Source organism: Streptomyces sp. NBC_00989, assembly GCF_045162655.1.
In the GTDB taxonomy this organism is placed as follows: domain Bacteria; phylum Actinomycetota; class Actinomycetes; order Streptomycetales; family Streptomycetaceae; genus Streptomyces.
Window position 1 is genome coordinate 7,244,007 of the sequence record NZ_CP108728.1, and the last position, 24,960, is coordinate 7,268,966.

19 protein-coding genes are annotated in these 24,960 nt (G+C 69.9%); 14 read left to right on the forward strand and 5 right to left on the reverse strand.

What is annotated here, in order from left to right; all coding sequences use genetic code 11:
- The first annotated feature begins 39 nt into the window (after window positions 1–39).
- From OG714_RS32335 to OG714_RS32350, 4 genes are all read left to right on the forward strand, one after another.
- The gene (locus tag OG714_RS32335; protein WP_406126301.1) at window positions 40–891 is read left to right on the forward strand and encodes a DUF5753 domain-containing protein; all 852 of its coding nucleotides are present in this window, start codon (window positions 40–42) and stop codon (window positions 889–891) included.
- 8 nt (window positions 892–899) lie between these two features.
- On the forward strand, window positions 900–1,103 hold the full coding sequence (locus OG714_RS32340; protein WP_406126302.1) for a DUF397 domain-containing protein: 204 nt from the start codon (window positions 900–902) through the stop codon (window positions 1,101–1,103).
- Window positions 1,104–1,135: 32 nt separating this feature from the next.
- Window positions 1,136–3,442 (forward strand): ATP-dependent RecD-like DNA helicase, encoded by a 2,307-nt coding sequence (locus OG714_RS32345; protein WP_406126304.1) that lies wholly within the window; start codon window positions 1,136–1,138, stop codon window positions 3,440–3,442.
- A gap of 159 nt (window positions 3,443–3,601) precedes the next feature.
- Entirely contained in the window at window positions 3,602–4,891 is a 1,290-nt protein-coding gene (locus OG714_RS32350; protein WP_406126306.1) for a citrate synthase, read from the forward strand.
- A 911-nt stretch (window positions 4,892–5,802) separates the two neighbouring features.
- Here the strand turns inward: OG714_RS32350 and OG714_RS32355 are convergent.
- The 3 genes from OG714_RS32355 to OG714_RS32365 all read right to left on the reverse strand — a co-directional run bounded on the left by OG714_RS32355 (window position 5,803) and on the right by OG714_RS32365 (window position 9,514).
- On the reverse strand, window positions 5,803–8,073 hold the full coding sequence (locus tag OG714_RS32355; RefSeq protein WP_406126308.1) for a heavy metal translocating P-type ATPase: 2,271 nt from the start codon (window positions 8,071–8,073) through the stop codon (window positions 5,803–5,805).
- Between the two features lie 159 nt (window positions 8,074–8,232).
- Window positions 8,233–8,472, reverse strand: a complete 240-nt coding sequence (locus OG714_RS32360) for a heavy-metal-associated domain-containing protein (RefSeq protein ID WP_406126309.1) — start codon at window positions 8,470–8,472, stop codon at window positions 8,233–8,235.
- Between the two features lie 91 nt (window positions 8,473–8,563).
- Window positions 8,564–9,514, reverse strand: a complete 951-nt coding sequence (locus OG714_RS32365) for a PrsW family intramembrane metalloprotease (RefSeq protein WP_406126311.1) — start codon at window positions 9,512–9,514, stop codon at window positions 8,564–8,566.
- A 61-nt stretch (window positions 9,515–9,575) separates the two neighbouring features.
- On the opposite strand from OG714_RS32365, the gene OG714_RS32370 reads away from it, so the two are divergent.
- Together OG714_RS32370 and OG714_RS32375 are read left to right on the forward strand one after the other, a co-directional pair.
- Entirely contained in the window at window positions 9,576–10,775 is a 1,200-nt protein-coding gene (locus tag OG714_RS32370; RefSeq protein ID WP_406126312.1) for a cation:proton antiporter, read from the forward strand.
- 142 nt (window positions 10,776–10,917) lie between these two features.
- The gene (locus OG714_RS32375) at window positions 10,918–11,961 is read left to right on the forward strand and encodes a zinc-dependent alcohol dehydrogenase family protein (protein ID WP_406126314.1); all 1,044 of its coding nucleotides are present in this window, start codon (window positions 10,918–10,920) and stop codon (window positions 11,959–11,961) included.
- A gap of 208 nt (window positions 11,962–12,169) precedes the next feature.
- Here OG714_RS32375 and OG714_RS32380 read toward each other — a convergent pair whose 3' ends face one another.
- Window positions 12,170–12,370, reverse strand: coding sequence for an AlpA family transcriptional regulator (locus tag OG714_RS32380; protein ID WP_019065707.1), 201 nt, complete (start codon window positions 12,368–12,370; stop codon window positions 12,170–12,172).
- A 446-nt stretch (window positions 12,371–12,816) separates the two neighbouring features.
- On the opposite strand from OG714_RS32380, the gene iolC reads away from it, so the two are divergent.
- The 6 genes from iolC to OG714_RS32410 all read left to right on the forward strand — a co-directional run bounded on the left by iolC (window position 12,817) and on the right by OG714_RS32410 (window position 20,659).
- On the forward strand, window positions 12,817–13,767 hold the full coding sequence (iolC, locus tag OG714_RS32385; protein WP_406126316.1) for a 5-dehydro-2-deoxygluconokinase: 951 nt from the start codon (window positions 12,817–12,819) through the stop codon (window positions 13,765–13,767).
- Window positions 13,768–13,886: 119 nt separating this feature from the next.
- On the forward strand, window positions 13,887–14,756 hold the full coding sequence (locus OG714_RS32390) for a deoxyribose-phosphate aldolase (RefSeq protein ID WP_406132036.1): 870 nt from the start codon (window positions 13,887–13,889) through the stop codon (window positions 14,754–14,756).
- 10 nt (window positions 14,757–14,766) lie between these two features.
- Window positions 14,767–15,606: a 5-deoxy-glucuronate isomerase gene (gene iolB / locus OG714_RS32395; protein ID WP_406126317.1), complete on the forward strand. Its 840-nt coding sequence runs from the start codon at window positions 14,767–14,769 to the stop codon at window positions 15,604–15,606.
- Window positions 15,603–17,519, forward strand: a complete 1,917-nt coding sequence (gene iolD / locus OG714_RS32400) for a 3D-(3,5/4)-trihydroxycyclohexane-1,2-dione acylhydrolase (decyclizing) (RefSeq protein ID WP_406126319.1) — start codon at window positions 15,603–15,605, stop codon at window positions 17,517–17,519. The genes iolB and iolD overlap by 4 nt, the downstream gene beginning before the upstream one ends.
- A gap of 14 nt (window positions 17,520–17,533) precedes the next feature.
- The gene (gene mmsA, locus OG714_RS32405; protein WP_406126320.1) at window positions 17,534–19,036 is read left to right on the forward strand and encodes a CoA-acylating methylmalonate-semialdehyde dehydrogenase; all 1,503 of its coding nucleotides are present in this window, start codon (window positions 17,534–17,536) and stop codon (window positions 19,034–19,036) included.
- A gap of 198 nt (window positions 19,037–19,234) precedes the next feature.
- A complete protein-coding gene (locus tag OG714_RS32410; protein ID WP_406126322.1) occupies window positions 19,235–20,659 on the forward strand; it encodes an APC family permease in 1,425 nt (474 codons plus the stop codon).
- Between the two features lie 48 nt (window positions 20,660–20,707).
- Here the strand turns inward: OG714_RS32410 and OG714_RS32415 are convergent, their stop codons facing one another.
- Window positions 20,708–21,136: a GNAT family N-acetyltransferase gene (locus OG714_RS32415; RefSeq protein ID WP_406126323.1), complete on the reverse strand. Its 429-nt coding sequence runs from the start codon at window positions 21,134–21,136 to the stop codon at window positions 20,708–20,710.
- A gap of 115 nt (window positions 21,137–21,251) precedes the next feature.
- Between OG714_RS32415 and OG714_RS32420 the strand changes: the two genes are divergently transcribed.
- Together OG714_RS32420 and OG714_RS32425 are read left to right on the forward strand one after the other, a co-directional pair.
- Entirely contained in the window at window positions 21,252–24,080 is a 2,829-nt protein-coding gene (locus OG714_RS32420; protein WP_406126325.1) for a CocE/NonD family hydrolase, read from the forward strand.
- Window positions 24,077–24,940, forward strand: a complete 864-nt coding sequence (locus OG714_RS32425) for an ABC transporter permease (protein ID WP_406126327.1) — start codon at window positions 24,077–24,079, stop codon at window positions 24,938–24,940. The genes OG714_RS32420 and OG714_RS32425 overlap by 4 nt, the downstream gene beginning before the upstream one ends.
- Window positions 24,941–24,960 lie beyond the last annotated feature (20 nt).

A 24,960-nucleotide genomic window follows, 5' to 3' on the forward strand; every position in this document is an offset into this window, starting at 1 on the left:
GAGTCGCGCCCACAGGCGTGTTGAGCCAAGGAGCAGTCGATGGCGCTGAGGCGCGAACCAACAGCACGTCAGATGCGCCTGGCAGTCGAACTTCGCAGACTCCGCGACGCGGCGGGCCTCGCCGCCCGCGATGCGGCGGCGCTGCTCGGAGTGAGCCCCGTCCAGATCAGCCATATCGAATCCGCACTCGCGGGCGTGAGCGAGAAGCGCCTGCGCCGCCTTGCGTCCCACTACGTATGCACGGACGAGGCGTTCGTCGATGCCCTGGTCGCCCTCGCGACCGACCGGACGCGCGGCTGGTGGGAGGACTACCGAGGGGCACTGCCCACACCCTTCCTCGACCTCGCCGAACTGGAACACCATGCCGCGTTCCTGCGAGAGGTCCAGTTCCTGTTCATCCCCGGCCCGCTTCAGACAGAGGGCTACGCTCGCGCCGTCTACGCCTACCGCGTCCCGGAACTCCCGGACGAGGAACTTGAGTCGCGCGTCCGTCACCGGATGCAACGCAAGGTGATCCTCGAAGGCCCCAACCCCACCCCGTACGAGGTGGTCGTCCACGAGGCAGCGCTGCGCATCATGGTGGGAAATCGCGCCGCCTCACGAGCTCAGCTCGCCCGTCTCGTCGAACTCTCCGAAGCCGACCACGTCACCGTGCGCGTCATCCCCTTCGAACTGGAGGCGTTCGCCGGCGCTGCGAGCGCGATGACTTATGCGGGAGGCCTCGTACCCAAGCTGGACACCGTGGTGCGTGATGCGCCCCACGGTGCGGCTTTCATCGACTCCGAGGCCCAACTGGGCGCCTTTCGAACGCTCTTCCGTAAAGTGGAGGCTGCATCGCTCGATCCTGAACGGTCGCGTGACTTTATCCACAGGTTGGCGAAGGAGCTGTGAGGCACCCCATGGGCACCCCCGACAAGTGGAGGAAGTCGTCCTACTCGGGCCCCGGCGACGGCGACTCCTGCGTAGAGATCGCCAACGGCGCCGCCCACATAGCCATCCGCGACTCCAAGACCCCGGCCCGAGCCCCCCTCACAGTCACCGCCCCCGCCTTCACCACCTTCGTCGAAGCCCTCAAGCAGCACCCCCTCCGCCGACTCCCCTGAGCGCTGTCACACCCGCCCGGTACCGTCGACCCATGTCCACCCAGGCGGCAGATCGAGGCAACCCCACAGGCGAGCGCCACCTCGTCGTCCTCGAAGGCGTCCTGGAACGCATCACCTACGCCAACGAGGAGAACGGCTACACGGTCGCCCGCGTCGACACCGGTCGAGGCGCCGGAGACCTCCTCACCGTCGTAGGCGCGCTGCTCGGCGCACAGGCCGGCGAATCCCTGCGCATGGAGGGCCGCTGGGGCTCGCACCCCCAGTACGGCAAGCAGTTCACGGTGGAGAACTACACGACCCTCCTCCCCGCCACGATCCAGGGCATCCGCCGCTACCTCGGCTCCGGCCTAGTCAAGGGCATCGGCCCCGTCTTCGCCGACCGCATCACCCAGCACTTCGGCCTGGACACGCTCCAGATCATCGAGGACGAACCCAAGCGCCTCATCGAGGTTCCCGGGCTCGGCCCCAAGCGGACGAAGAAGATCGCCGAGGCCTGGGAGGAGCAGAAGGCGATCAAGGAGGTCATGCTCTTCCTCCAGACCGTCGAGGTGTCCACGTCGATCGCGGTCCGCATCTACAAGAAGTACGGCGACGCGTCGATCTCGATAGTGAAGAACCAGCCGTACCGCCTCGCCTCCGACGTCTGGGGCATCGGGTTCCTCACCGCCGACAAGATCGCCCAGTCCGTCGGCATCCCGCACGACAGCCCGGAGCGTGTCAAGGCGGGCCTCCAGTACGCCCTTTCGCAGGCCACCGACCAGGGCAACTGCTACCTCCCCGAAGAACGGCTCATCGCCGACGCGGTGAAGCTCCTCCAGGTCGACACCGGCCTCGTCATCGAATGCCTCGCCGAACTCGCCCTCCCGGACGAGGAGTCGGGCGACCCCGGTGTCGTACGAGAGAAGGTCCCCGGGCCCGACGGCGACTCGGAACCCGTCACCGCCGTCTACCTCGTCCCCTTCCACCGCGCCGAACTCTCCCTCGCCGCCCAGCTCCGCCGCCTGCTCCACGCGGAAGCGGACCGCATGCCCGGCTTCCACGACGTGGCCTGGGACAAGGCGCTGGCATGGCTGAAGGGGAAGACCGGCGTGGAGCTCGCCCCCGAGCAAGAGGCCGCCGTCCGGCTCGCGTTGACGAAGAAGGTGGCCGTCCTCACCGGCGGTCCCGGCTGCGGAAAGTCGTTCACGGTCCGCTCGATCGTCGAGCTGGCCCGCGCCAAGAAGGCCAAGGTCGTCCTCGCCGCCCCCACCGGCCGCGCGGCCAAACGCCTCGCCGAACTCACCGGCGCCGAGGCATCGACTGTCCACCGCCTCCTGGAACTCAAGCCCGGCGGTGACGCGGCCTACGACAAGGACCGCCCCCTGGACGCCGACCTGGTCGTGGTCGACGAGGCCTCCATGCTCGACCTCCTCCTCGCCAACAAGCTGGTCAAGGCCGTACCCCCAGGGGCGCACATCCTCTTCGTCGGAGACGTGGACCAACTGCCCAGCGTCGGCGCCGGCGAGGTGCTGCGCGACCTGCTGGCCGACGGCGGTCCGATCCCCGCCGTACGCCTCACGCGCGTGTTCCGCCAGGCCCAGGAGTCCGGCGTGATCACCAACGCGCACCGGATCAACTCCGGGCAGCATCCGCTCACCGACGGCATGAAGGACTTCTTCCTCTTCGTCGAGGACGACACGGAGGAGGCCGGCCGGCTCACCGTGGACGTGGCGGCACGCCGGATTCCGGCCAAGTTCGGGCTCGACCCGCGCCGGGACATCCAGGTGCTCGCACCCATGCACCGGGGACCGGCGGGCGCGGGCAACCTCAACGGACTTCTGCAACAGGCGATCACGCCCGGCCGCCCCGACGTCCCCGAGAAGCGGTTCGGCGGCCGGGTCTTCCGCGTCGGCGACAAGGTCACCCAGATCCGCAACAACTACGAGAAGGGCGAGAACGGCGTCTTCAACGGCACGGTCGGCGTCGTCACCTCACTCGACCCGGTGGACCAGCGCCTCACCGTGCTGACGGACGAGGACGAGGAAGTGCCGTACGAATTCGACGAACTCGACGAGCTGGCGCACGCGTACGCGGTGACCATCCACCGCTCCCAGGGCAGCGAGTACCCGGCCGTGGTGATCCCGGTCACCACGGGCGCGTGGATGATGCTCCAGCGGAACCTTTTGTATACGGCCGTGACCCGGGCCAAACAGCTGGTTGTGCTGGTCGGATCGCGCAAGGCGATCGGACAGGCCGTGCGCACGGTGTCCGCGGGACGACGCTGCACGGCACTGGACTTCAGACTGAGCATGAAAAATGATCGATCAAATGAGTCAGGAAGGTCACACAGCACTTCCTGACAGCGGGGTGGAGGGGGCAGGATGAGCAGGTTGGCGGCACTGAGTGCCGCCAATAGGCCCAATGGTCGACCCCGAGTGCACTCTCCTGCGCCAAATGGGGGATGGTAGAGACAGTCAGGGCAACCTCGAAGAAGAGGCACAACGTCGGTGAGGGATGACGTGAGCGACAACTCTGTAGTACTGCGGTACGGCGACGGCGAGTACACCTACCCGGTGATCGACAGCACCGTCGGCGACAAGGGCTTCGACATCGGGAAGCTCCGCGCCCAGACCGGTCTGGTGACGCTGGACAGCGGTTACGGGAACACCGCCGCCTATAAATCCGCCATCACCTACCTCGACGGTGAGCAGGGCATCCTCCGGTACCGCGGCTACCCGATCGAGCAGCTGGCCGAGCGCTCCACCTTCGTGGAGGTCGCCTACCTGCTCATCAACGGCGAGCTGCCGACCGTCGACGAGCTCACCGTGTTCAAGAACGACATCACGCAGCACACCCTGCTGCACGAGGACGTCAAGAACTTCTACAAGGGCTTCCCGCGCGACGCCCACCCGATGGCGATGCTGTCGTCGGTCGTCTCGGCGCTGTCCACCTTCTACCAGGACAGCCACAACCCGTTCGACGAGAAGCAGCGCAACCTCTCCACGATCCGGCTCCTCGCCAAGCTTCCGACGATCGCGGCGTACGCGTACAAGAAGTCGATCGGCCACCCGTTCGTCTACCCGCGCAACGACCTCGGCTACGTCGAGAACTTCCTGCGCATGACCTTCTCGGTCCCGGCGCAGGAGTACGACCTCGACCCGGTCGTCGTCTCCGCGCTCGACAAGCTGCTGATCCTGCACGCGGACCACGAGCAGAACTGTTCGACCTCGACGGTCCGCCTCGTCGGCTCCTCGCAGGCCAACATGTTCGCCTCGATCTCGGCCGGCATCAACGCGCTGTGGGGCCCGCTGCACGGCGGTGCCAACCAGTCGGTCCTGGAGATGCTGGAAGGCATCCAGGCCAACGGCGGCGATGTCGACTCCTTCATCCGCAAGGTGAAGAACAAGGAGGACGGCGTCCGCCTGATGGGCTTCGGCCACCGGGTGTACAAGTCCTTCGACCCGCGCGCGAAGATCATCAAGGCGGCGGCGCACGACGTCCTCTCGGCCCTCGGCAAGTCCGACGAGCTGCTGGACATCGCGCTGAAGCTAGAGGAGCACGCGCTGTCGGACGAGTACTTCGTCTCGCGCAACCTCTACCCGAACGTCGACTTCTACACCGGCCTGATCTACCGGGCCATGGGCTTCCCGACCGAGATGTTCACGGTCCTGTTCGCCCTGGGCCGCCTCCCGGGCTGGATCGCCCAGTGGCACGAGATGATCAAGGAGCCCGGCTCCCGCATCGGGCGCCCGCGCCAGATCTACACGGGGGTCGTCGAGCGGGACTTCATCCCGGTCGAGGGTCGCTGATCGCTCCGCTGGGTCCGCGTAGTTCGTTCACCGCGGGCCCAGCGGGGGCTGGTCGCGCAGTTCCCCGCGCCCCTAAAAGCAGCGGTGCCCGGCGTCCCTAAGCGAAGGGGCGTCGCAGCGCAGCAACGACTCCGGAGTACTGCACCACCGCAAAACTCCGGACCACAGCAAGACCGCGCCCCTTCAACTCCCTCGCCTAACGCGGCGAGTGAGCCGAAGGGGCGCGTCGGTGTCGAGAGGTCGAGCGCGAGGAGGCCCGAAGGGTCGAGCACGGTCGGCCTCTCGACACCGACTTCGGCGCCCCGGAGGCGAACCGAGCTCGAAAAAAGAGGGGAAGAAGGCGCCCTGCCGACGGTCCCCCCACGGGCCGGCGTACAGGGCGCCTTCCCATGTCCCGGTGCGGATTCCCCCCACGGGATCCGGCCGGGCGTCTTAGAGAACCAGCGCCTGAATCGCTGTACTGCGTACTGCCGAAGCCCGATGAAGCTGGGCTTCGTTGAGTAGAACGAGCAAAACTCCTCGTACTACTGGATGGAGCCAGTGATGTGTGCGATCTGCCGGGACACCGCACGTCGGGAGGGCCGCTCAAAGCTCCCCGGTGTACGTGCCCCGGCAACGCATCTCTGAGGAAGTCCCCCAAGACATCCTCAGATGCCAGTTCGCGCCCCCCAAGACGCTTGCTGACATCGTCAACTTAGACCTTCGAACCCCTTCGATGGTTACGTTCACATCACTGTGATCTGCGTCTCTTGCATATGTCCGTTAGGTGCGCAAGAGCCCCGATGTCGTGGTCGGGACCCCAGCGTAAGGATGATGCGCGAGCCTTGTGAAGAGCTTATGTGAGGCCGTCGTCGGTCTCTAGAGGGACTCTTACTTCAGGTTCCCGTAACTCCCGGTAACTTTGCGGAACTTCAGCGAAATGTCCGAAGTCGCAGGCTGTTGGAGACCACGAACACCGACGAGAAGGCCATCGCGGCCCCCGCGATCATGGGATTCAGCATCCCCGCGGCGGCCAGTGGGAGCGCTGCCACGTTGTATCCAAAAGCCCACACGAGATTGCCCTTGATGGTGCTGAGCGTCTTCCGGGACAGCCGGATCGCGTCCGCGGCCGCCCGCAGGTCCCCGCGCACGAGCGTCAGATCGCTCGCCTCGATCGCCGCGTCCGTCCCGGTGCCCATCGCGAGCCCGAGATCGGCGGTGGCGAGCGCGGCGGCGTCGTTGACCCCGTCGCCGACCATGGCGACGGTCCGCCCCTCGCCCTGCAGCCGTCGTACGACATCGACCTTGTCCTCGGGCAGCACCTCGGCGATGACGTCCCCGGGGGAGATCCCGACGGCCGCGGCCACCGCTTCCGCGACCGCCCGGTTGTCGCCGGTCAGCAGCACCGGGGTGAGCCCGAGGGCCCGCAGCTCGCGTACGGCCTCGGCGCTGGTCTCCTTGATCGCGTCGGCGACCGCGACGACTCCGCGCGCGGCTCCGTCCCAGCCGACCACCACGGCCGTACGTCCGCCGCTCTCGGCCTCGGACCTGGCGCGGGCCAACTCCTCCGGAAGCTCGTCGAAGAGGCGCCCCACGGCCACCTCACGGCCCTCCACGCGTCCGCGGACGCCACGGCCGGGCACGTTCTCGAAGTGCTCGGCCGGCGGCAGCGGTCCCACCCGCTCCTCCGCGCCCGCCGCGACGGCCCGCGCGACGGGGTGCTCGGAGGCGTGCTCCAGGGCGCCCGCGAGCCGCAGCAGCTCCCGCTCGTCGGTGCCGTCGGCGACGTGGACCTCCTGGAGGGTCATGCGGCCGGTGGTGATCGTGCCGGTCTTGTCGAGTACGACCGTGTCGACGCGACGGGTGGACTCCAGGACCTCGGGGCCCTTGATCAGGATGCCGAGCTGGGCGCCGCGGCCGGTGCCGACCATGAGGGCGGTCGGGGTGGCCAGGCCCAGCGCGCACGGGCAGGCGATGATCAGCACGGCGACGGCCGCGGTGAACGCGGCGGCGACATCCCCGGTGACTCCGAGCCACACCGCGAACGTGCCGGCCGCGATCAGCAGCACCACCGGCACGAAGATCCCGGAGATCCGGTCCGCGAGCCGCTGCACCTCGGCCTTGCCGTTCTGCGCGTCCTCCACCATCCGCGCCATCCGCGCGAGTTGGGTGTCCGACCCGACCCGGCTCGCCGCTACGACGAGCCGTCCGCCGGCGTTCACGGTCGCACCGGTGACTGTGTCACCCGGTGCCACGTCCACCGGCACCGACTCGCCGGTCAGCATCGACGCGTCGACCGCCGAGGCGCCCTCGACGACGGTGCCGTCGGTCGCGATCTTCTCCCCGGGCCGTACGACGAAACGGTCCCCGACCACCAACTCGCCGACTGGGACCCATACTTCACGACCGTCCCGCAGTACGGCGACGTCCTTGGCGCCCAACTCCATGAGCGCGCGCAGGGCCGCGCCCGCACGGCGCTTCGAGCGGGCCTCCAGATACCGGCCCAGCAGGATCAACGCGACGACTCCGGCGGCCACTTCGAGGTAGATCGTCGAGGCGCCGTCCGTACGCGAGACGGTGAGGCGGAACTCGTCGTGCATGCCGGCCATGCCCGCGTCGCCCCAGAACAGCGCCCACAGCGACCAGCCGAACGCGGCCAGCGTGCCGACGGAGACGAGGGTGTCCATGGTGGCGGCGCCGTGCCGGGCGTTGGTGAACGCGGCCTTGTGGAACGGGAGTCCGCCCCAGACGACGACGGGTGCGGCGAGGGTGAGCGCGAGCCACTGCCAGTTGTCGAACTGGAGGGCCGGGATCATCGAGAGCAGCGCGACGGGCACGGCGAGGAGTGCGGAGACGGTCAACCGCTCGCGCAGGGAGGCGAGTTCGGGATCCGGGGCGTCCTCAGGGGCTTCCGCCTCGGGCTCCGGCGGCGCGGGTTCCTCGGCGGTGTACCCGGTCTTAACCACGGTCGCGATGAGGTCGGCGACCTGGATGCCCGCCGGGTAGCTGACCTTCGCCTTCTCGGTCGCGTAGTTGACCGTGGCGGTGACGCCGTCCATGCGGTTGAGCTTCTTCTCGACGCGGGCCGCACAGGAGGCGCAGGTCATCCCGCCGATGAGCAACTCGACGTCGGCGGCGGCGGGTTCGGGGCCCGCGGCTATGGGCGTCTCTGTGGTGGTGCCGATCGTGGTGGTGCTGGTCATGTCCGGACTCCAGACATCGGACCGGACCGCGCGGAGCCAGTATCAGCTGGTCGGCACGGCCCGGTCGGAGAACAGAAGCGTCGTATTGGCGTCGTACTTCGGAAATCGGAAGCGTCGTACCGAAGAAGACTGGTGCCGACCGGTGCTGACCGGTGCCGATCAGGCCTGGCCGACGAGTTCGAAGCCCGCCTCGTCGACCGCCGCGCGGACGGCCTCGTCGGCGAGCGGGGCGGCGGATACGACGGTGACCTCGCCGGTCGACGCGACGGCCTTCACCGAGGTGACACCGGGCAGCCCGGAGATCTCGCCGGAGACGGAGCCCTCGCAGTGTCCGCAGCTCATCCCGCTCACCTTGTAGACGGTGGTGACGGAACCCTGGGTGTCGGTCTGGGCGGTCATGTCGTTCTCCTCGTGGAGGCGTGTGGAGGCAGATGGGGGTAATGGGCGCGGAGTGGCCCACGGTGGCTCACTCTGTACTCAGACTATACCCCTAGGGGGTATTTCTCCAAGAGGGGTCGCGCCGGGCCAGCGACCGCACCCAGGCCACGCCGAGCAGGGCCACGAGCACCATCCCGCCCACCGAGAACATCGTGAACAGATGCTCCTGCCGGCCGGTCGGCCGCGGGATGTACCCCTGGGCGAACAGGTGTCGGTCCAGGCCCGTGCCCGACAGCCGGGCCACCAGCCAGATCGCGATGCCGTGCGTCGAGTCCCACAGGGCGTGCAGCAACGAGACGCCGAGATACGTGCCGACGACCGGACCGGTGAACCGGAAGCGCCCGTTCAGCTGCCGGTACGTGAGCAGGACGCCGCCCGCGATCGCCGTCCACAGGCCGTGTCCGAAGGGCGCGAGAACCCCGCGCAGGATCTCCGTCTCCAACAGCGCCCGCAGATCGATGCCCTTGGTGGAGACGGCCGCGTTGAAGGCGTACCCGGCGCTCTCCAGGGCCGCGAAGCCGAAGCCGACCGTCGCGCCCAGCACCAGCCCGGCGCGCATCCCGTGCAGCCGGGGCTGCCGGCGCAGCACGAACATCAGCGCCCCCAGCTTCACGGCCTCCTCGATGAGGCCGACGCCGACGAACATCCACAGCGAGGGATGCAGCAGGTAGTACTCCATGACCGAGGCGCCCAGCACCCCGAGCGTGCCGCCGGTCAGGAAGCAGCCCAGGATCACGCTCACGCCCAGGTCGCGCCCGTGCCGTTCGTACGCCCACAGGACGAAGGTCACCGGCACCAGGAAGCTGCCGAGCAGGATCAGCGTCGGCAGCAGGGTGGTGTTCTTCGTCGCGTACGTGACCAGCGCGGTCAGCACCCACAGCGCCAGCCCGCCGCCCAGGCAGTGCTTCCACAGGCCGGTGCGGATCTGGGGGTACGTCGGCGGCGGCTGCTGCGGCCCGGGGATACGGGCCCGGGGCGCACCGGGCGGCGGAGAGTAGGTCACGGCAAATCCCCTCGTACTCCTACAGGGCAGATTTACCGGCACTTTATGGTAGATACGGCTCATGTCGCAGTCCGGGACGCTCATCCTGATCATGACCATCGCCGTACTCGCACCCCTGCTGGCCTACGCGATCGGCCGGTGGCTCCCCGTCCCGCTGGTCATCTTCGAGATCCTGCTGGGCATCGTGGTCGGCCCGGACGTACTCGGCTGGGCGGGCGACGGACAGGTGATCGACACCCTCTCCGACCTCGGTCTGACGATGCTGATCTTCCTCGCCGGATACGAGATCGAGTTCGACAAGATCCGGGGGGACACACTCGGACGATCGGTACGCGCGTGGCTGATCTCCCTGGCGGCGGGCCTGGCCCTCGCCACCGCGCTCTCCGGCTGGTCCAAGGGCGTCTACGTCGGCACGGCCCTCACCAGCACCGCCCTCGGCACGGTCCTGCCGGTGCTGCGTGACGCCGGGGACCTGCACTCGCGCTTCGGCTCCGTGATGCTGGCGGTCGGCGCGGTGGGGGAGTTCGGCCCGATCATCGCGATGGCACTGCTCCTGAGCGGCCGAGCACCGGGCCGTTCCACAGCACTCCTGGCCGCGTTCGCCCTGCTCACCGCGGCGGCCGTGTGGTGGGCGCTGCGCCCCCGCCCGCCGTGGTTCTCCCGGATCATCGCCAAGACCCTCCACAGCAGCGGTCAGTTCGCCGTACGACTCGTCGTGCTCCTCCTGGCGGTCATGCTGGGCATCTCCGGGGCCCTCGGCCTCGACACCCTCCTCGGCGCCTTCGCCGCCGGCCTGATCACCCGCCTGGTGCTGCACGGAGCGGCCCCGGAGAGCGCGGGTTCGGTCCTGGAGAAGATCGAGGCGATGGGCTTCGGCTTCCTGGTCCCGGTGTTCTTCGTGGTCACCGGCATCGAGTTCGACCTGGACGCCCTCCTCTCCGGAGGCCACGCCCTGCTCCTCCTCCCGGTGTTCCTGGCCCTGTTCCTCCTCGTCCGAGGCCTTCCGGTGCACGCCCTCGCCCCGCGCGATCTCGTACGCCGCGACCGGCGCGCCCTCACGCTGTTCGCCTCGACCGCGTTGCCGTTGGTCGTCGCCATCACGACGATCGGGGTGGACGACAAGGTGCTGAAGTCGGCGGACGCGGCGGCGTTGGTAGGGGCGGCGATGGTGTCGGTGCTGGTGTTCCCGTTGGTCGCGTTGAGGTTGCGGGGGGAGAGGGTTTCGGGGGAGGGGGTGGGTACGGGTTCGGAGTCGTGGTGAGGGGGAATGACGTCGGTTCGGTCCGAACGGGCCGGGTGATGAGCGCCCCGAAGGCGCGCGGGGCCGTAGCGATGTGCGGCTCCGCCGCGGGGCGCGACCAGCCACGACGCACCCGCAGACCGCAACGGCAAGAGGAGCGCAGATGAGAGCGGTGGTCTTCGAGCGGTACGGAGAGCCGGCCGAAGTACGCGACGTACCCGACTCCCACCCCGCAGCCCACGGAGTAGTCGTCCGGGTCGAGGCGACCGGCCTCTGCCGAAGCGACTGGCACGGCTGGCAGGGCCACGACCCCGACATCACGTTGCCCCACGTCCCGGGCCACGAACTCGCCGGTGTGGTCGAGGCGTTGGGCCCCGGGGTGACCGCCTGGCACCCCGGCGACCGGGTCACCGTCCCGTTCGTGTGCGCCTGCGGAACCTGCCCCGCCTGCGCCGCGGGCGACCAGCAGGTGTGCGAGCGCCAGACCCAGCCCGGCTTCACCCACTGGGGTTCCTTCGCCCAGTACGTCGCCCTCGACCACGCCGACGTGAACCTGGTCGCGATGCCGGACGAGATGACCTTCGCGACGGCGGCCTCGCTGGGCTGCCGGTTCGCGACGGCGTTCCGCGCGGTGGTGCAGCGGGGCCGGGTCGCGCCGGGGGAGTGGGTCGCGGTGCACGGCTGCGGGGGAGTCGGCCTGTCGGCGGTGATGATCGCGGCGGCCGCCGGAGCCCGGGTCGTCGCGGTGGACATCTCGCCCCAAGCACTCGCACTGGCAAGGAAGTTCGGGGCGGCGGAGTGCGTGGACGGCGCGAGCACCCCGGACACGGCGCGGGCGGTACGCGAACTGACGGGCGGCGGCGCCCACTTGTCCCTGGACGCCCTGGGCTCCCCGGCGACCTGTGCCGCCTCGGTGAACGGCCTGCGCCGTCGGGGCCGCCACATCCAGGTCGGCCTCCTCCCCTCCGAGTCCGGCACGGCCCCGGTCCCGATGGCCCGCGCGATCGGCCTGGAACTCGACCTCCTCGGCAGCCACGGCATGGCGGCCCACACCTATCCGCCCATGCTCGAACTGGTCCGGTCGGGAGTACTCCGCCCCGACCTCCTGGCCACCTCCACGATCACCCTCGACGAGACCCCGACAGCACTGACCGCGATGGGCACGGCACCGGGCGCGGGGGTGACGGTCATCGAGCCGTGGCGCTGAGGGCGGCCTCGGGGCGCCCACCTTCTCGTACACCCGCCGGGCCCGGTGATTGTGGCCGTAGACCTCCAACTGGACGCGATACAGGCACAGTTGCCCGAATCCGGACCCGACGGTCAGGCGGGTCGCCTCCGCACCGATGTCCCGGTCGCGGCCGGAGGGGCGGACGCGGTACCGGGCGCCCGGTACCGCGTCGGCGTACCCGCTCGGCTCAGTCGTCTCTACGGCCCCGGTTGCCGGGCCGGGAGGCGACCCAGGCCCGGACCGTGTCGGCGTACCAGTAGGGCTTGCCGCTCTCCACGTGGTCGGGCGGGGGCAGCAGGCCGTGCTTGCGGTAGGAGCGGACGGTGTCGGGCTGGACGCGGATGTGGGCCGCGATTTCCTTGTACGACCAGAGCCGTCGGTCGGTCATGAGTGCACCTCCCTGCGCGCGCCGCGGCGGCGGCCGGGGGCGGCCGTCGGGGGAGCCGTGCGCTGCGCTGGCGATCACAAAGCCTGTGCCCGGTGAACGACACAGAGTGAGGGACGGGAAGCGCCTGTCGACCGGGTGTGACGCAAAACCCGCGTACACGCGATATGTGTGACACGAGGGGGGCTTTTGTGACACACGTGACGCAAAGGCGCACGCGGGCGCAAGGGCGCGGCGCGTTGACTACAGCACCCGCACCCGACAAGCCACCTGTCATGGCGGTCGGAACGCAAGCCCTTACCCGCAAGCCGTCCACGTCTCGTCCGAATGTCTGGACAAAACATTGACAGGGCTCGGGGCACGGGACTACAAACCGTGGAGAGCCGAAACGAAGCCGCTCCGCATCCGGTCCTCAGGGGGTCCGGAGACGAGGGCGCGAAGGGAAGTCGATGGCGTACGACCTGATCACCATGGGGCGGCTAGGGGTGGACCTCTATCCGCTGCAGACGGGCGTGCCGCTGCCCCAGGTGACGACCTTCGGGAAGTTCCTCGGCGGCTCGGCGGCGAACGTCGCGGTCGCCGCCGCCCGGCTGGGCCGCGAGGTCGCCCTGGTCTCGCGCACCGGCGACGACCCCTTCGGCACCTACCTGCACGAGGCGCTGCGCGACTTCGGCGTCGACGACCGCTGGGTCACGCCCGTCGCGGACTACCCGACCCCGGTCACCTTCTGCGAGATCTTCCCGCCGGACGACTTCCCGCTGTACTTCTACCGGCAGCCCAAGGCCCCGGATCTGGAGATCGACGCCCACGAGCTCGACCTGGACGCGATCCACGCGGCCCGCATCTTCTGGATCACCGGCACGGGCCTGAGCGAGGAGCCCAGCCGTACGGCCACGCTCGCGGCCCTCGCCCACCGCGCCAAGTCCGGTACGACGGTCTTCGACCTCGACTGGCGGCCCATGTTCTGGAAGGACCCGAGCGCGGCGCGCCCCTTCTACGAGGAGGCCCTGCGCCACACCACCGTCGCCGTCGGCAACCTCGACGAGGTCGAGGTCGCCACCGGCGTACGCGAACCGCACGCCGCCGCCCAGGCGCTGCTGGACGCCGGCGTCGAACTCGCCGTGGTCAAGCAGGGCCCCAAGGGGGTCCTCGCGGTCAACCGGGCCGGCGAGTCGGCCGAGGTGCCCCCGCTGCCCGTGACCGTCCTGAACGGACTCGGCGCCGGTGACGCCTTCGGCGGCTCCCTGTGCCACGGCCTGCTGGCCGGCTGGGACCTGGAGAAGATCATGCGGCACGCCAACGCGGCCGGCGCGATCGTCGCCTCGCGCCTGGAGTGCTCGTCCGCGATGCCCACGGTCGCCGAGGTCGAGGGCGCGATCGCCGCCGGAGCGGTGCTGTGAGGGCCGGCCGCGTCGCGGGCGCCGAGCACGAGCACGGGGGCGGGGACGGTCTCACCACCGGGCCTTCGGATCCCTCCGGCCCTTCGGGTCACGAGAGCGGCACCGGCCCCCGCGTCGACATCTCCGAGCTCGTCCGCGTCCGCACCCGTCACCCCGAGGCGATCGCCGAGGCCGCCGCCCGTCGCGTCCGTCGGCCCCTGCTCAACGACGCCGGCCGGCTGATGATCGTCGCCGCCGACCACCCGGCCCGCGGCGCGCTCGGCGTCGGCGACCACAAGTTCGCCATGGCCAACCGCGCCGAACTCCTCGAACGCCTCTGCCTCGCCCTCGCCCGGCCCGGTGTCGACGGCGTCCTCGCGACCGCCGACATCCTGGACGACCTGCTGCTCCTCGGCGCCCTCGACGGCAAGGTCGTCATGGGCTCGATGAACCGCGGCGGGCTGCAAGGCGCGAGCTTCGAACTCGACGACCGCTTCACGGGCCACCGCGCCCAGGACATCGAGCGCCTCAACTTCGACGCGGGCAAGCTGCTCCTGCGCATCGACTACGACGACCCGGGCTCCCTCACCACCCTGGAGTCCACCGCCCGCGCCATCGACGACATGGCGGCGCGCCGACTCCCGCTGTTCGTCGAGCCGTTCATCAGCCGCCGCACGGACGAGGGCAAGCTGAAGAACGACCTCTCCGCCGAGGCCGTCATCAAGTCCATCGCCATCTCCTCGGGCCTGGGCGGCACTTCGGCCTACACCTGGCTCAAGCTTCCGGTCACCGAGAACCCGGACGACATGGCCCAGGTCATGGAGACCTCGACCCTCCCCGCCGTGCTCCTCGGCGGGGAGGTCGGCGACGACCAGGACGGCGCCTACGAGAAGTGGCGCGGCGCCCTCCAACTCCCCACCGTGCGCGGCCTGGTGGTCGGCCGCTCGCTGCTCTACCCGGCGGACGGAGACGTCGCCGCCGCCGTGGACACCGCCGTAGGACTGTTGTGAGGGCCGCCTTATGACGACCGCCGAGCCGTACGTCCCCGAGCTGTACGTCCCCAAGGGCTCCGCCGCCAACGCGCAGTACGCCGTGGACATCGACCCCAAGCGGGCCGGCTGGACCCACAGCAGTCTGCGGGTCGTGGAGCTGGAGCCGGGCGGGACACACCACTTCACCACCGGTGACAGCGAGTGGATCGTGCTTCCGCTCAGCGGTGGATGTACCGTGCGAATTGCGGACGAAGAGTTCCAACTCCTGGGCAGGGAAAGCGTGTTCGCCGGAGTCACCGACTTCGCGTACGTGCCCCGCGACGCCCAGGCCAAGATCGCCTCCGGCGCGGGAGGCCGCTTCGCCCTGGCAGGAGCGAAGTGCGAGCGACGACTCCCCGCTCGCTACGGCCCCGCGCCGGAGGTTCCGGTGGAACGACGCGGCGACGGCACCTGCCTTCGCCGCGTCCGCAATTTCGCCTCCGCGGACGCCTTCGCCTGCGACAAGCTGATCGCCGTAGAGGTCATCACTCCTGGCGGCAACTGGTCCTCGTATCCGCCGCACAAGCACGACGAACAACGGCCGGGTGAGGAAGCCGAGTTGGAGGAGATCTACTACTTCGAGATCGACGGCCCGAACGGTTTCGGCTATCAGCGCGTATTCCCCTCCCGTGAGGGCGGATCCGACGTCCTCGCGGAGGTCCGCTCCGGCGACGCCGTGCTCGTGCCCGATGGCTGGCACGGCCCGTCGATCGCCCAGCCGGGTCACGACATGTACTACCTGAACGTCATGGCGGGGCCGGGTGGAACGAGGGAGTGGCGGATCTGCTTCCACCCGGACCACGTTGAAAGCACAGGTGGTTACCGATGACCTCGACGACCAGGCTGACGGTCGCACAGGCACTCGTACGGTTCCTGTCCGTCCAGTACACCGAACGCGACGGCGTACGGCGGCGGTTGATCGACGCGACCTGGGGCATCTTCGGCCACGGCAACGTGGCCGGCCTCGGCCAGGCCCTCATCGAGTACGCCACGGCGCCCAGTGGGGGGACACCCCCCACACTCCCCGTCATGCCGTACCACCAGGGCCGTAACGAACAGTCCATGGTCCACGCGGCGGTCGGCTACGCGCGTCAGTCGAACCGTCTGGCGGCACACGCCGTCACGACGTCCATCGGCCCCGGCGCCACCAACCTCGTCACCGGCGCCGCACTCGCCACCATCAACCACCTCCCGGTCCTGCTCCTCCCCGGCGACACCTTCGCCGGCCGCCCCGCCGACCCGGTGCTCCAGCAGCTCGAAGTCCCGTACGCGGGCGACGTGTCGGTCAACGACTGTCTGCGCCCGGTGTCGAAGTACTTCGACCGCGTCACCCGGCCGGAAGCGCTGATCCCCGCCGCCCTGAACGCCATGCGCGTACTGGCCGACCCCGTGGAGACCGGAGCCGTAACTCTCGCTCTCCCGCAGGACGTTCAGGCCGAGGCGTACGACTGGCCGGACGAGTTCTTCGCCGAACGCACCTGGTACGTAAGGCGACCGGCCGCCGACCCGGCCGAACTCGCCGAAGCGGTAAGGGCGGTTCGAGAAGCCAAGAGGCCGCTCATCATCGCGGGCGGCGGAGTCCACCACAGCCGCGCGGAGGCGGCCCTCGCCGAGTTCGCCGCCGCCACCGGCATCCCGGTCGCCTCCACCCAGGCCGGCAAGGGCTCCCTGAACCACGACCACCCCCAGGACGTCGGCGGTATCGGCCACACCGGCACCGCGACCGCCGACGAACTCGCCCGCCTGGCCGACCTGGTGATCGGCATCGGCACCCGCTACACCGACTTCACCACCGGCTCCCACACCCTCTTCGAACGTCCCGGCGTCCGTTTCCTCAACCTCAACATCGGTGCCTACGACGGCCACAAGCTCGCCGGACAGCCGCTGATCGCGGACGCGCGCGACGGACTCACCGCGCTGGCAAGGGAGTTGGGCCCGGACACCTACCGGGTCACCCCGTCGTACATCGCCGAGTACCGCGAGGACAAGGAGCGTTGGGAGCAGCGCGTCGACGCCTGCTACGAGGCCGAGGAACCCGACGTACGCCCCACACAGCCCCAAGTCCTGGGCGCGCTGGACGAGATCGTCGACGCGTCCGACATCCTCGTCAACGCGGCCGGTTCGCTCCCCGGCGATCTGCACAAGCTGTGGCGGACGCGGTCGTTCGACCAGTACCACCTGGAGTACGGCTACTCCTGCATGGGCTACGAGATCCCGGCCGCGATCGGCGTGAAGCTGGCCGCGCCGGACCGGCCGGTGTGGGCGCTGGTCGGCGACGGCACGTATCTGATGATGCCGACGGAGATCGTGACCGCCGTACAGGAAGGCATCGCGATCAAGGTCCTGCTGATACAGAACCACGGGTACGCCTCCATAGGCGGCCTGTCCGAGTCGGTGGGCGGCGAGCGGTTCGGTACCGCCTACCGTCACCAGGCGGACGACGGCACCTACACCGGCGCCCCGCTCCCCGTCGACCTCGCCGCCAACGCGGCCAGCCTCGGCATGCGCGTCCTGCGCGCGAAGACCGTCAGCGACCTGCGCGAGGCACTCGCCGTGGCGCGGGCGGCCGACACTCCCACATGTGTCTACGTGGAGACCGAAACCGCAGACACAGTGTCGGGCGCGCCCCCGGCGCAGGCCTGGTGGGATGTACCTGTGGCCGCGACCGCGACCCGATCGTCCGCGGTCAAGGCACGTGAGCTGTACGAACGGCACGTCTCCACCCGACGCCGCCATCTGTGAAGGAGCATCTGGGCATGACGAAGATCGTCAACCACTGGATCGGCGGCAAGTCCGTCGAAGGCGCGTCGGGCACGTACGGGCCGGTCACCGACCCGGCGACCGGCGCGGTCACCACCAAGGTCGCCTTCGCGACCGTCGACGAGGTCGACGCGGCCGTCGCCGCCGCCAAGGACGCGTACGCGACCTGGGGCACCTCGTCCCTCGCCAAGCGCACCACGATCCTGTTCAAGTTCCGCGCGCTGCTGGACGCCAACCGGGACGCGATCGCCGAGCTGATCACCGCCGAGCACGGCAAGGTGCACAGCGACGCGCTGGGCGAGGTCGCGCGCGGCCTGGAGATCGTCGACCTGGCGTGCGGGATCACCGTGCAGCTGAAGGGTGAGCTGTCGACGGAGGTCGCGAGCCGCGTAGACGTCTCCTCGATCCGCCAGCCCCTTGGCGTGGTCGCGGGCATCACGCCGTTCAACTTCCCGGCCATGGTGCCGATGTGGATGTTCCCGATCGCCATCGCGACCGGCAACACCTTCGTCCTCAAGCCGTCCGAGAAGGACCCGTCGGCGTCCCTGAAGATCGCCGAACTGCTCGCGGAGGCAGGCCTCCCGGACGGTGTCTTCAACGTCGTCAACGGCGACAAGGTGGCCGTGGACCGCCTCCTGGAGCACCCGGACGTGAAGGCGGTGTCCTTCGTCGGTTCGACGCCCATCGCCCGCTACATCCACACCACGGCGGCCGCGAACCACAAGCGCGTCCAGGCCCTGGGCGGGGCCAAGAACCACATGCTGGTCCTCCCGGACGCCGACCTCGACGCGGCGGCGGACGCGGCCGTGAGCGCGGCCTACGGCTCGGCGGGCGAGCGCTGCATGGCCATCTCGGCCGTGGTCGCGGTCGGTTCGATCGGCGACGAGCTGGTGGAGAAGATCCGCGAGCGCGCCGAGAAGATCAAGATCGGCCCCGGCAACGACCCCACGAGCGAGATGGGCCCGCTGATCACCGCGGTCCACCGCGACAAGGTGGCGTCCTACGTCACCGGCGCGGCGGCCGAGGGCGCGGAGGTCGTCCTGGACGGCACCGGCTACACGGTCGAGGGCTTCGAGGACGGCCACTGGATCGGCATCTCCCTGCTCGACAAGGTGCCGACCACGGCGAAGGCGTACCAGGACGAGATCTTCGGCCCGGTCCTCTGCGTCCTGCGCGTCGACACGTACGACGAGGGCGTGGCGCTGATCAACGCCTCCCCCTTCGGCAACGGCACCGCGATCTTCACCCGCGACGGCGGCGCCGCCCGCCGCTTCCAGCTGGAGATCGAGGCCGGCATGGTCGGCGTCAACGTCCCGATCCCGGTCCCCGTCGGCTACCACTCGTTCGGTGGCTGGAAGGACTCTCTCTTCGGAGACCACCACATCTACGGCAACGACGGCACGCACTTCTACACCCGCGGCAAGGTCGTCACCACCCGCTGGCCGGACCCGGCCGACGGCCCGTCGGGCGTGGACCTGGGCTTCCCGCGCAACCACTGAGAATCGCTGAATGGGGCCGTCCGCATCGCGGACGGCCCCATTTTTTCGGCTACGACGGCTGCGGTTCCCGTAGCGCTCGCAGGCGGGGCGGGCACTGCCTCCGGGTGTCGGATACGGCACTCCGACCGGACTGGATCAACGAATTCCGTAGGTGAACACCCATTGACGTGATGTTTTCCGTCAATGTTCCATCAGCGCGTGACCGACACCCTCCCCACTGCCGAGGCCGCCGTTTCCGAGGCGTCGTCGGACAGCCCCCAGAGTCCGCAGAGCCAGCGCCCGCAGCAGCTGAAGCGCTCCATCGGCATCGTCGGCGGCACGCTCCTCACGCTCTCCTGCGTGACACCGGCGTCGACGCTCTTCGTGGTCGTCCCCGACCTGTTCGGCTCGCTCGGCACCGCGACCGCCCTCACGATCGCGATCGGTTCCGTCCTCTGCATCGCCGTGGCGTTCTGCTACTCGGAGCTGGGCACCCTCATCCCCAGCGCGGGCGGCGAGTACGCGATGGTGTCGACGCTGGCGGGAAGGCTCGCGGGCTGGCTGGTCTTCCTCCTGTCCCTCCTGGTCGTGATGATCGTCCCGCCGGTGATAGCGATGGGCACGGCGGACTACCTGGCCCCGATCGCCCACCTGGACCCGTCCATGACCGGCGCCGGAGTGATGCTCCTGGCCACCCTGGCGGGCCTGTTGGACCTGCGGGCCAACGCGTGGATCACGGGCATCTTCCTGGTCCTGGAGGTCGTAGCGGCAGGAGTCGTAGCCCTGCTCGGCTTCACGCACAGCCAACGAGGCCTGGGCAGCCTGACGTCGATGCAGGTCGCCGGGACGGGCGGCCACACGGACACGGTGACGGCGATGCTGGTGGTCTCGGGCCTGGCGATCGCCCTGTTCGTCACGCAAGGCTTCTCGACGGCGGTCTACCTCTCCGAGGAGTTGGAGAACCCGCGCCGCAACGTGGCCCGCACGGTCCTGGCCACCCTCGCGATCTCCACGGTGATCATCCTGGTCCCGGTGGTCGCGATCACGGTGGGCGCGAACGACCTCTCCACCCTGACCGGCGGAGACATCGGAGCGATGGTGACGGCCTGGTCCAACTCGGCGGTGGGCACCTTCGTCAGCCTCTGCGTGGCCCTCGCGATCATCAACGCCGGCATCGTCATGGTCATCCAGAACTCCCGGGTCCTCTTCGCCTCGGCCCGCGACAAGGCCTGGCCCCACCCGGTCAACACGGTCTTCTCGAAACTCGGCCGCTTCGGCTCCCCTTGGGTGGCCACCCTCGCCGTAGGCATCCCCGGCGCGGTCCTCTGCTTCGTCAACCTCGACACCCTGTACGGCGTGACAGGCGTCTCGGTGACCGGCATGTACCTCCTGGTCGCGGTAGCCGCCCTGCTCTCCCGCCGCGGACCACACAGGCACACGCACGCGTGGCGCATGCCGCTGTGGCCCGCAATGCCGATCCTGCTGATCGCGGTCCTGGCCTACATCCTGACCCAGCAGGAGACGAGCTATCTCCTGTGGACGGGCGGGATCGTCGCCGTGGCCACCCTCTACTGGGCGTTCTACCTGCGCCCGCGCCGCGAGACCCGCTGGCTGGTGTCGATCCCGGAGGACCAGCAGGCGTAGGCGCCTTCGCCCACGGCTCTCACAAGCTGCCTTCACCCGTCGACTTCACTACGTGAAGTCCCACGTCGCCACCGTGCACGACCCGTCGTCCTTGCCACCCGCGCTGCGGTAGGTGGCGAGGGCGACGTCGTTCCCGGTGTCGATGAGCACCCACATCCCGTAACAGCCCCGCTCCCGCGCGAGCGCGTCGAGCCGCCGCACCAGCGCCCGCCCGATCCCCCCGCGCCGATACGGCTCCGCGACCGCGAGTTCGTACAGGAGCATCTCGGTGCCCTTGTCGGGGTGGATGGTCTCGACGCCGCTGACGAAGCCGACCACCGACTCCCCGGCGTACGCGAGGAAGAGATGGTGTCCGTCGCCGGTCAGGAAACGCTCGGCCCACTGGGTGCGGACGGGACCGTCGAAGAGGTGCTCGGCCGCGGTGACTTCGGCGACGGTGGTCGCACGGCGGATCGCGAGGCTGTCGATGCTGGCCATGGGACTTCGTACCACGGACGCGGTATGCGGGAAGGGGCCCGTACTCCCCGGGGAGGGGCGGAGGTTCGGCCCGGGGGCTGCCTCGGTTGTCCGTCGCGGGCCGTACCGTTGAGGCATGGATCTTCGACTGCCCGCCCTGCGAGGGCTGCGGCGGCCCCGGCGCCTGCTGGCCGCCGGGGCCGCCGTGGTCGTGCTCGCGGGTGCCGGTACCTGGACGGCGGTTGCCTCCGACGACCCGCCTCCGGTGCACCGCTCCGACCGCGTCATGGCCGTGGACGGAGTGCGCCTCGACACCTCGTACTTCACGTCCGGTGCCACCGGACGCCGCCCCGCCGTCCTCCTCGCCCACGGCTTCGGCGGCAGCAAGGCCGACGTACGAAAGGAAGCCCAAGACCTGGCCGAGGACGGCTACGCGGTACTGACCTGGTCGGCCCGCGGCTTCGGCAAGTCGACCGGCAAGATCGGCCTGAACGACCCGTCCGGCGAGGTCAAGGACGTATCGAAACTGATCGACTGGCTGGCGAAGCAACCGGACGTCGAGCTCGACAAGCCGGGCGACCCGCGCGTGGGCATGGCAGGCGGTTCCTACGGCGGAGCCATCTCCCTCCTGGCCGCCGGCTACGACGACCGGGTGGACGCCATCGCCCCGGCGATCACGTACTGGAACCTCGCGGACGCCCTGTTCCCGAACGGCGTCTTCAAGAAGCTCTGGGCCGGAATCTTCATCAACTCCGGTGGCGGCTGCGCCAAGTTCGAGCCCGCGCTGTGCCAGATGTACGACCGGGTCGCCGAGTCCGGCAAGCCGGACGCCCAGGCCCGCGCCCTCCTCGAAGCCCGTTCACCGTCCGCCGTCGCCACGCGCATCAACGTGCCGACCCTCCTGATCCAGGGCCAGACCGACTCCCTCTTCCCGCTCGGCCAGGCCGACGCGGCCCAGAAGGCGATCCGCGCCAACGGCGCCCCCGTGGACGTCGACTGGATCGCCGGCGGCCATGACGGCGGCGACATGGAGACGAGCCGCGTCCAGGCGCGCGTGACGTCCTGGTTCGACCGGTACCTGAAGGACGACAAGAACACCGACACCGGCCCCGCGTTCCGCGTCACCCGCACCGGAGGCGTCGACTCCACGGACGGCGCGGCCCAGCTGCGCGGCGCGAGCGGCAGCGCGTACCCCGGCCTGGAGAGCGACCCGCGCACGATCGCCCTGACCGGCCGCCGCGAGCAGTCCTTCACCAACCCGGCGGGCGCCAGCCCACCCGCGATCTCGGCCCTCCCCGGCCTCGGCGGCACAGGCGGCCTCTCGCAACTGTCCTCCCTGGGCGTCGGAGTCTCCCTCGACTTCCCCGGCCAGTACGCCGCGTTCGACTCGGCCCCCGTCACCAAGAGCCTCCGCATCACCGGCTCGCCCACGGTCACCGTCCACGTCAAGTCGACCAGCGACGACACCGTCCTCTTCGGCAAGGTCTACGACGTGGGCTCCGGCGGCACCCAACAGGTGCTCCCCTCCCAGCTGGTGACCCCCATCAGGATCGAGGGCACCAAGTCCGGCAAGGACGTCACGATCACCCTCCCGGCCATCGACCACGACGTCCAGAGCGGCCACCACCTGCGCCTGGTCCTTGCCTCGACGGACCTCGGCTACGCCTCCCCGGCGGCCCCGGCGACGTACACCGTCACCCTGAAGAGCGACCTCAAGGTACCGACGGCCCCCGGCGTCACGACCGCGGCGGCGACGCTCCCGTCCTGGGTGTGGTGGCTCCCGCTGGCGGGTGTGGCGGCCGCACTGGCCCTGCTCCTGACCGGACGCAGGCGTACGGCGTCGACACCTCCCGACCCCGCGCTGGCCGAAGTCCCGCTCCAGATCACCGACTTGAGCAAGCGGTACGCGAAGTCGGCGGACCGGTACGCGGTACGGGACCTGTCCTTCCGCGTCGAGAAGGGCCAGGTGCTCGGCCTCCTGGGCCCGAACGGCGCGGGCAAGACGACCACCCTGCGCATGCTGATGGGCCTGATCAAGCCGGACGCCGGCGAGATCAGGGTCTTCGGGCACGCGATCCGCCCGGGCGCACCGGTGCTGTCCCGGGTCGGCGCCTTCGTCGAGGGCGCGGGCTTCCTCCCGCACCTCTCCGGGCGCGAGAACCTGGAGCTGTACTGGCAGGCGACCGGACGGCCGCCGGAGGACGCCCACTTGGAGGAGGCCCTGGAGATCGCGGGCCTCGGCGACGCGCTCGCCCGCGCGGTCCGCACCTACTCCCAGGGCATGCGCCAGCGCCTCGCCATCGCCCAGGCGATGCTCGGCCTCCCCGACCTCCTCATCCTCGACGAACCGACCAACGGCCTCGACCCGCCCCAGATCCGCGAGATGCGCGAGGTGATGATCCGCTACGCGGAGGCGGGCCGCACGGTCATCGTCTCCAGCCACCTCCTCGCCGAGGTCGAACAGTCCTGCACCCACCTCGTGGTCATGGACCGGGGCCGTCTCGTCCAGGCGGGCCCGGTCGCCGAGATCATCGGCTCCGGAGACACCCTCCTCGTCGGCCTGGCGGCGGACATCCCCGACCCCCTGGTGGACAAGATCGCGGCGCTCGCGGACGTGGAGTCGGTGGTCCGGGCGGAGGGCGGCTTGCTGGTGCGCCTGGCGGTGGGCGACGAACCCGCGCCGGGTGACGAGTTGGCACCGGGCGATGAGCTGGTGTCCGCCAACTCCCCGACGAACGGGGCGAGTACGGCCGCCGGCGCGGCCGCCGCCGTCACGCAGACTGCCGCGGCCACACCGGGTGGCGGCGTCGCCGAGGGCACGGCATCCCCACCTCCCGCCCAAGGCCCAGGCACCGCGGCCCGCCTCCTCGTGGAACTCGTACGACTCGAAGTCCCCGTCTCCTCGGTCGGCCCCCACCGCCGGCTCGAAGACGCCTTCCTCACCCTGATCGGAGGTTCCGCATGAGCACGCTCGCCGAGCCCGTCGAGGTGGCCTCCGGCTACCGGGCCGGCCGCACCCTGCCCCTACGGGTGGAGCTGGTCCGGCAGTTGAAGCGGCGCCGCACGCTGGTCATGGGCGGCATCCTCGCCGCGCTGCCCTTCATCCTGGTCGCGGCCTTCGCGATCGGCGGCACCCCGGACGAGCGCGGCTCCCAGGTGACCCTGATGGACACGGCCACCTCGTCCGGCGCCAACTTCGCCGCCGTGAACCTGTTCGTGTCGGCGGGCTTCCTGCTCGTCGTCCCGGTCGCCCTGTTCTGCGGGGACACGGTCGCCTCGGAGGCCAGCTGGTCCTCCCTGCGCTATCTGCTCGCGGCACCCGTGCCGAGGGCCCGCCTCCTCTGGTCCAAGCTCGTCGTCGGGCTGAGCCTCAGCCTCGCCGCGATGATCCTGCTCCCGCTCGTCGCCCTCGCCGTCGGCACCGCCGCCTACGGCTGGGGCCCCCTGGAGCTGCCCACCGGCGGCGCGATCGGCGCGGGCACGGCCGCCCAACGCCTCCTGGTCGTCGTGGCGTACATCTTCGTGTCCCAACTGGTCACCGCCGGGCTCGCGTTCTGGCTCTCCACGAAGACCGACGCACCCCTGGGCGCGGTCGGCGGCGCGGTCGGCCTGACCATCGTCGGCAACGTCCTGGACGCCGTCACGGCCCTCGGCCACTGGCGCGACTTCCTGCCCGCGCACTGGCAGTTCGCCTGGGCGGACGCCGTACAGCCCCATCCGGAGTGGTCCGGCATGATCCAGGGCACGGCGGTCTCCGTTACGTACGCCATCGTGCTGTTCGCCCTGGCCTTCCGGGGTTTCGCCCGCAAGGACATCGTGTCCTAGGTCACCGGAGGATCTCCCAC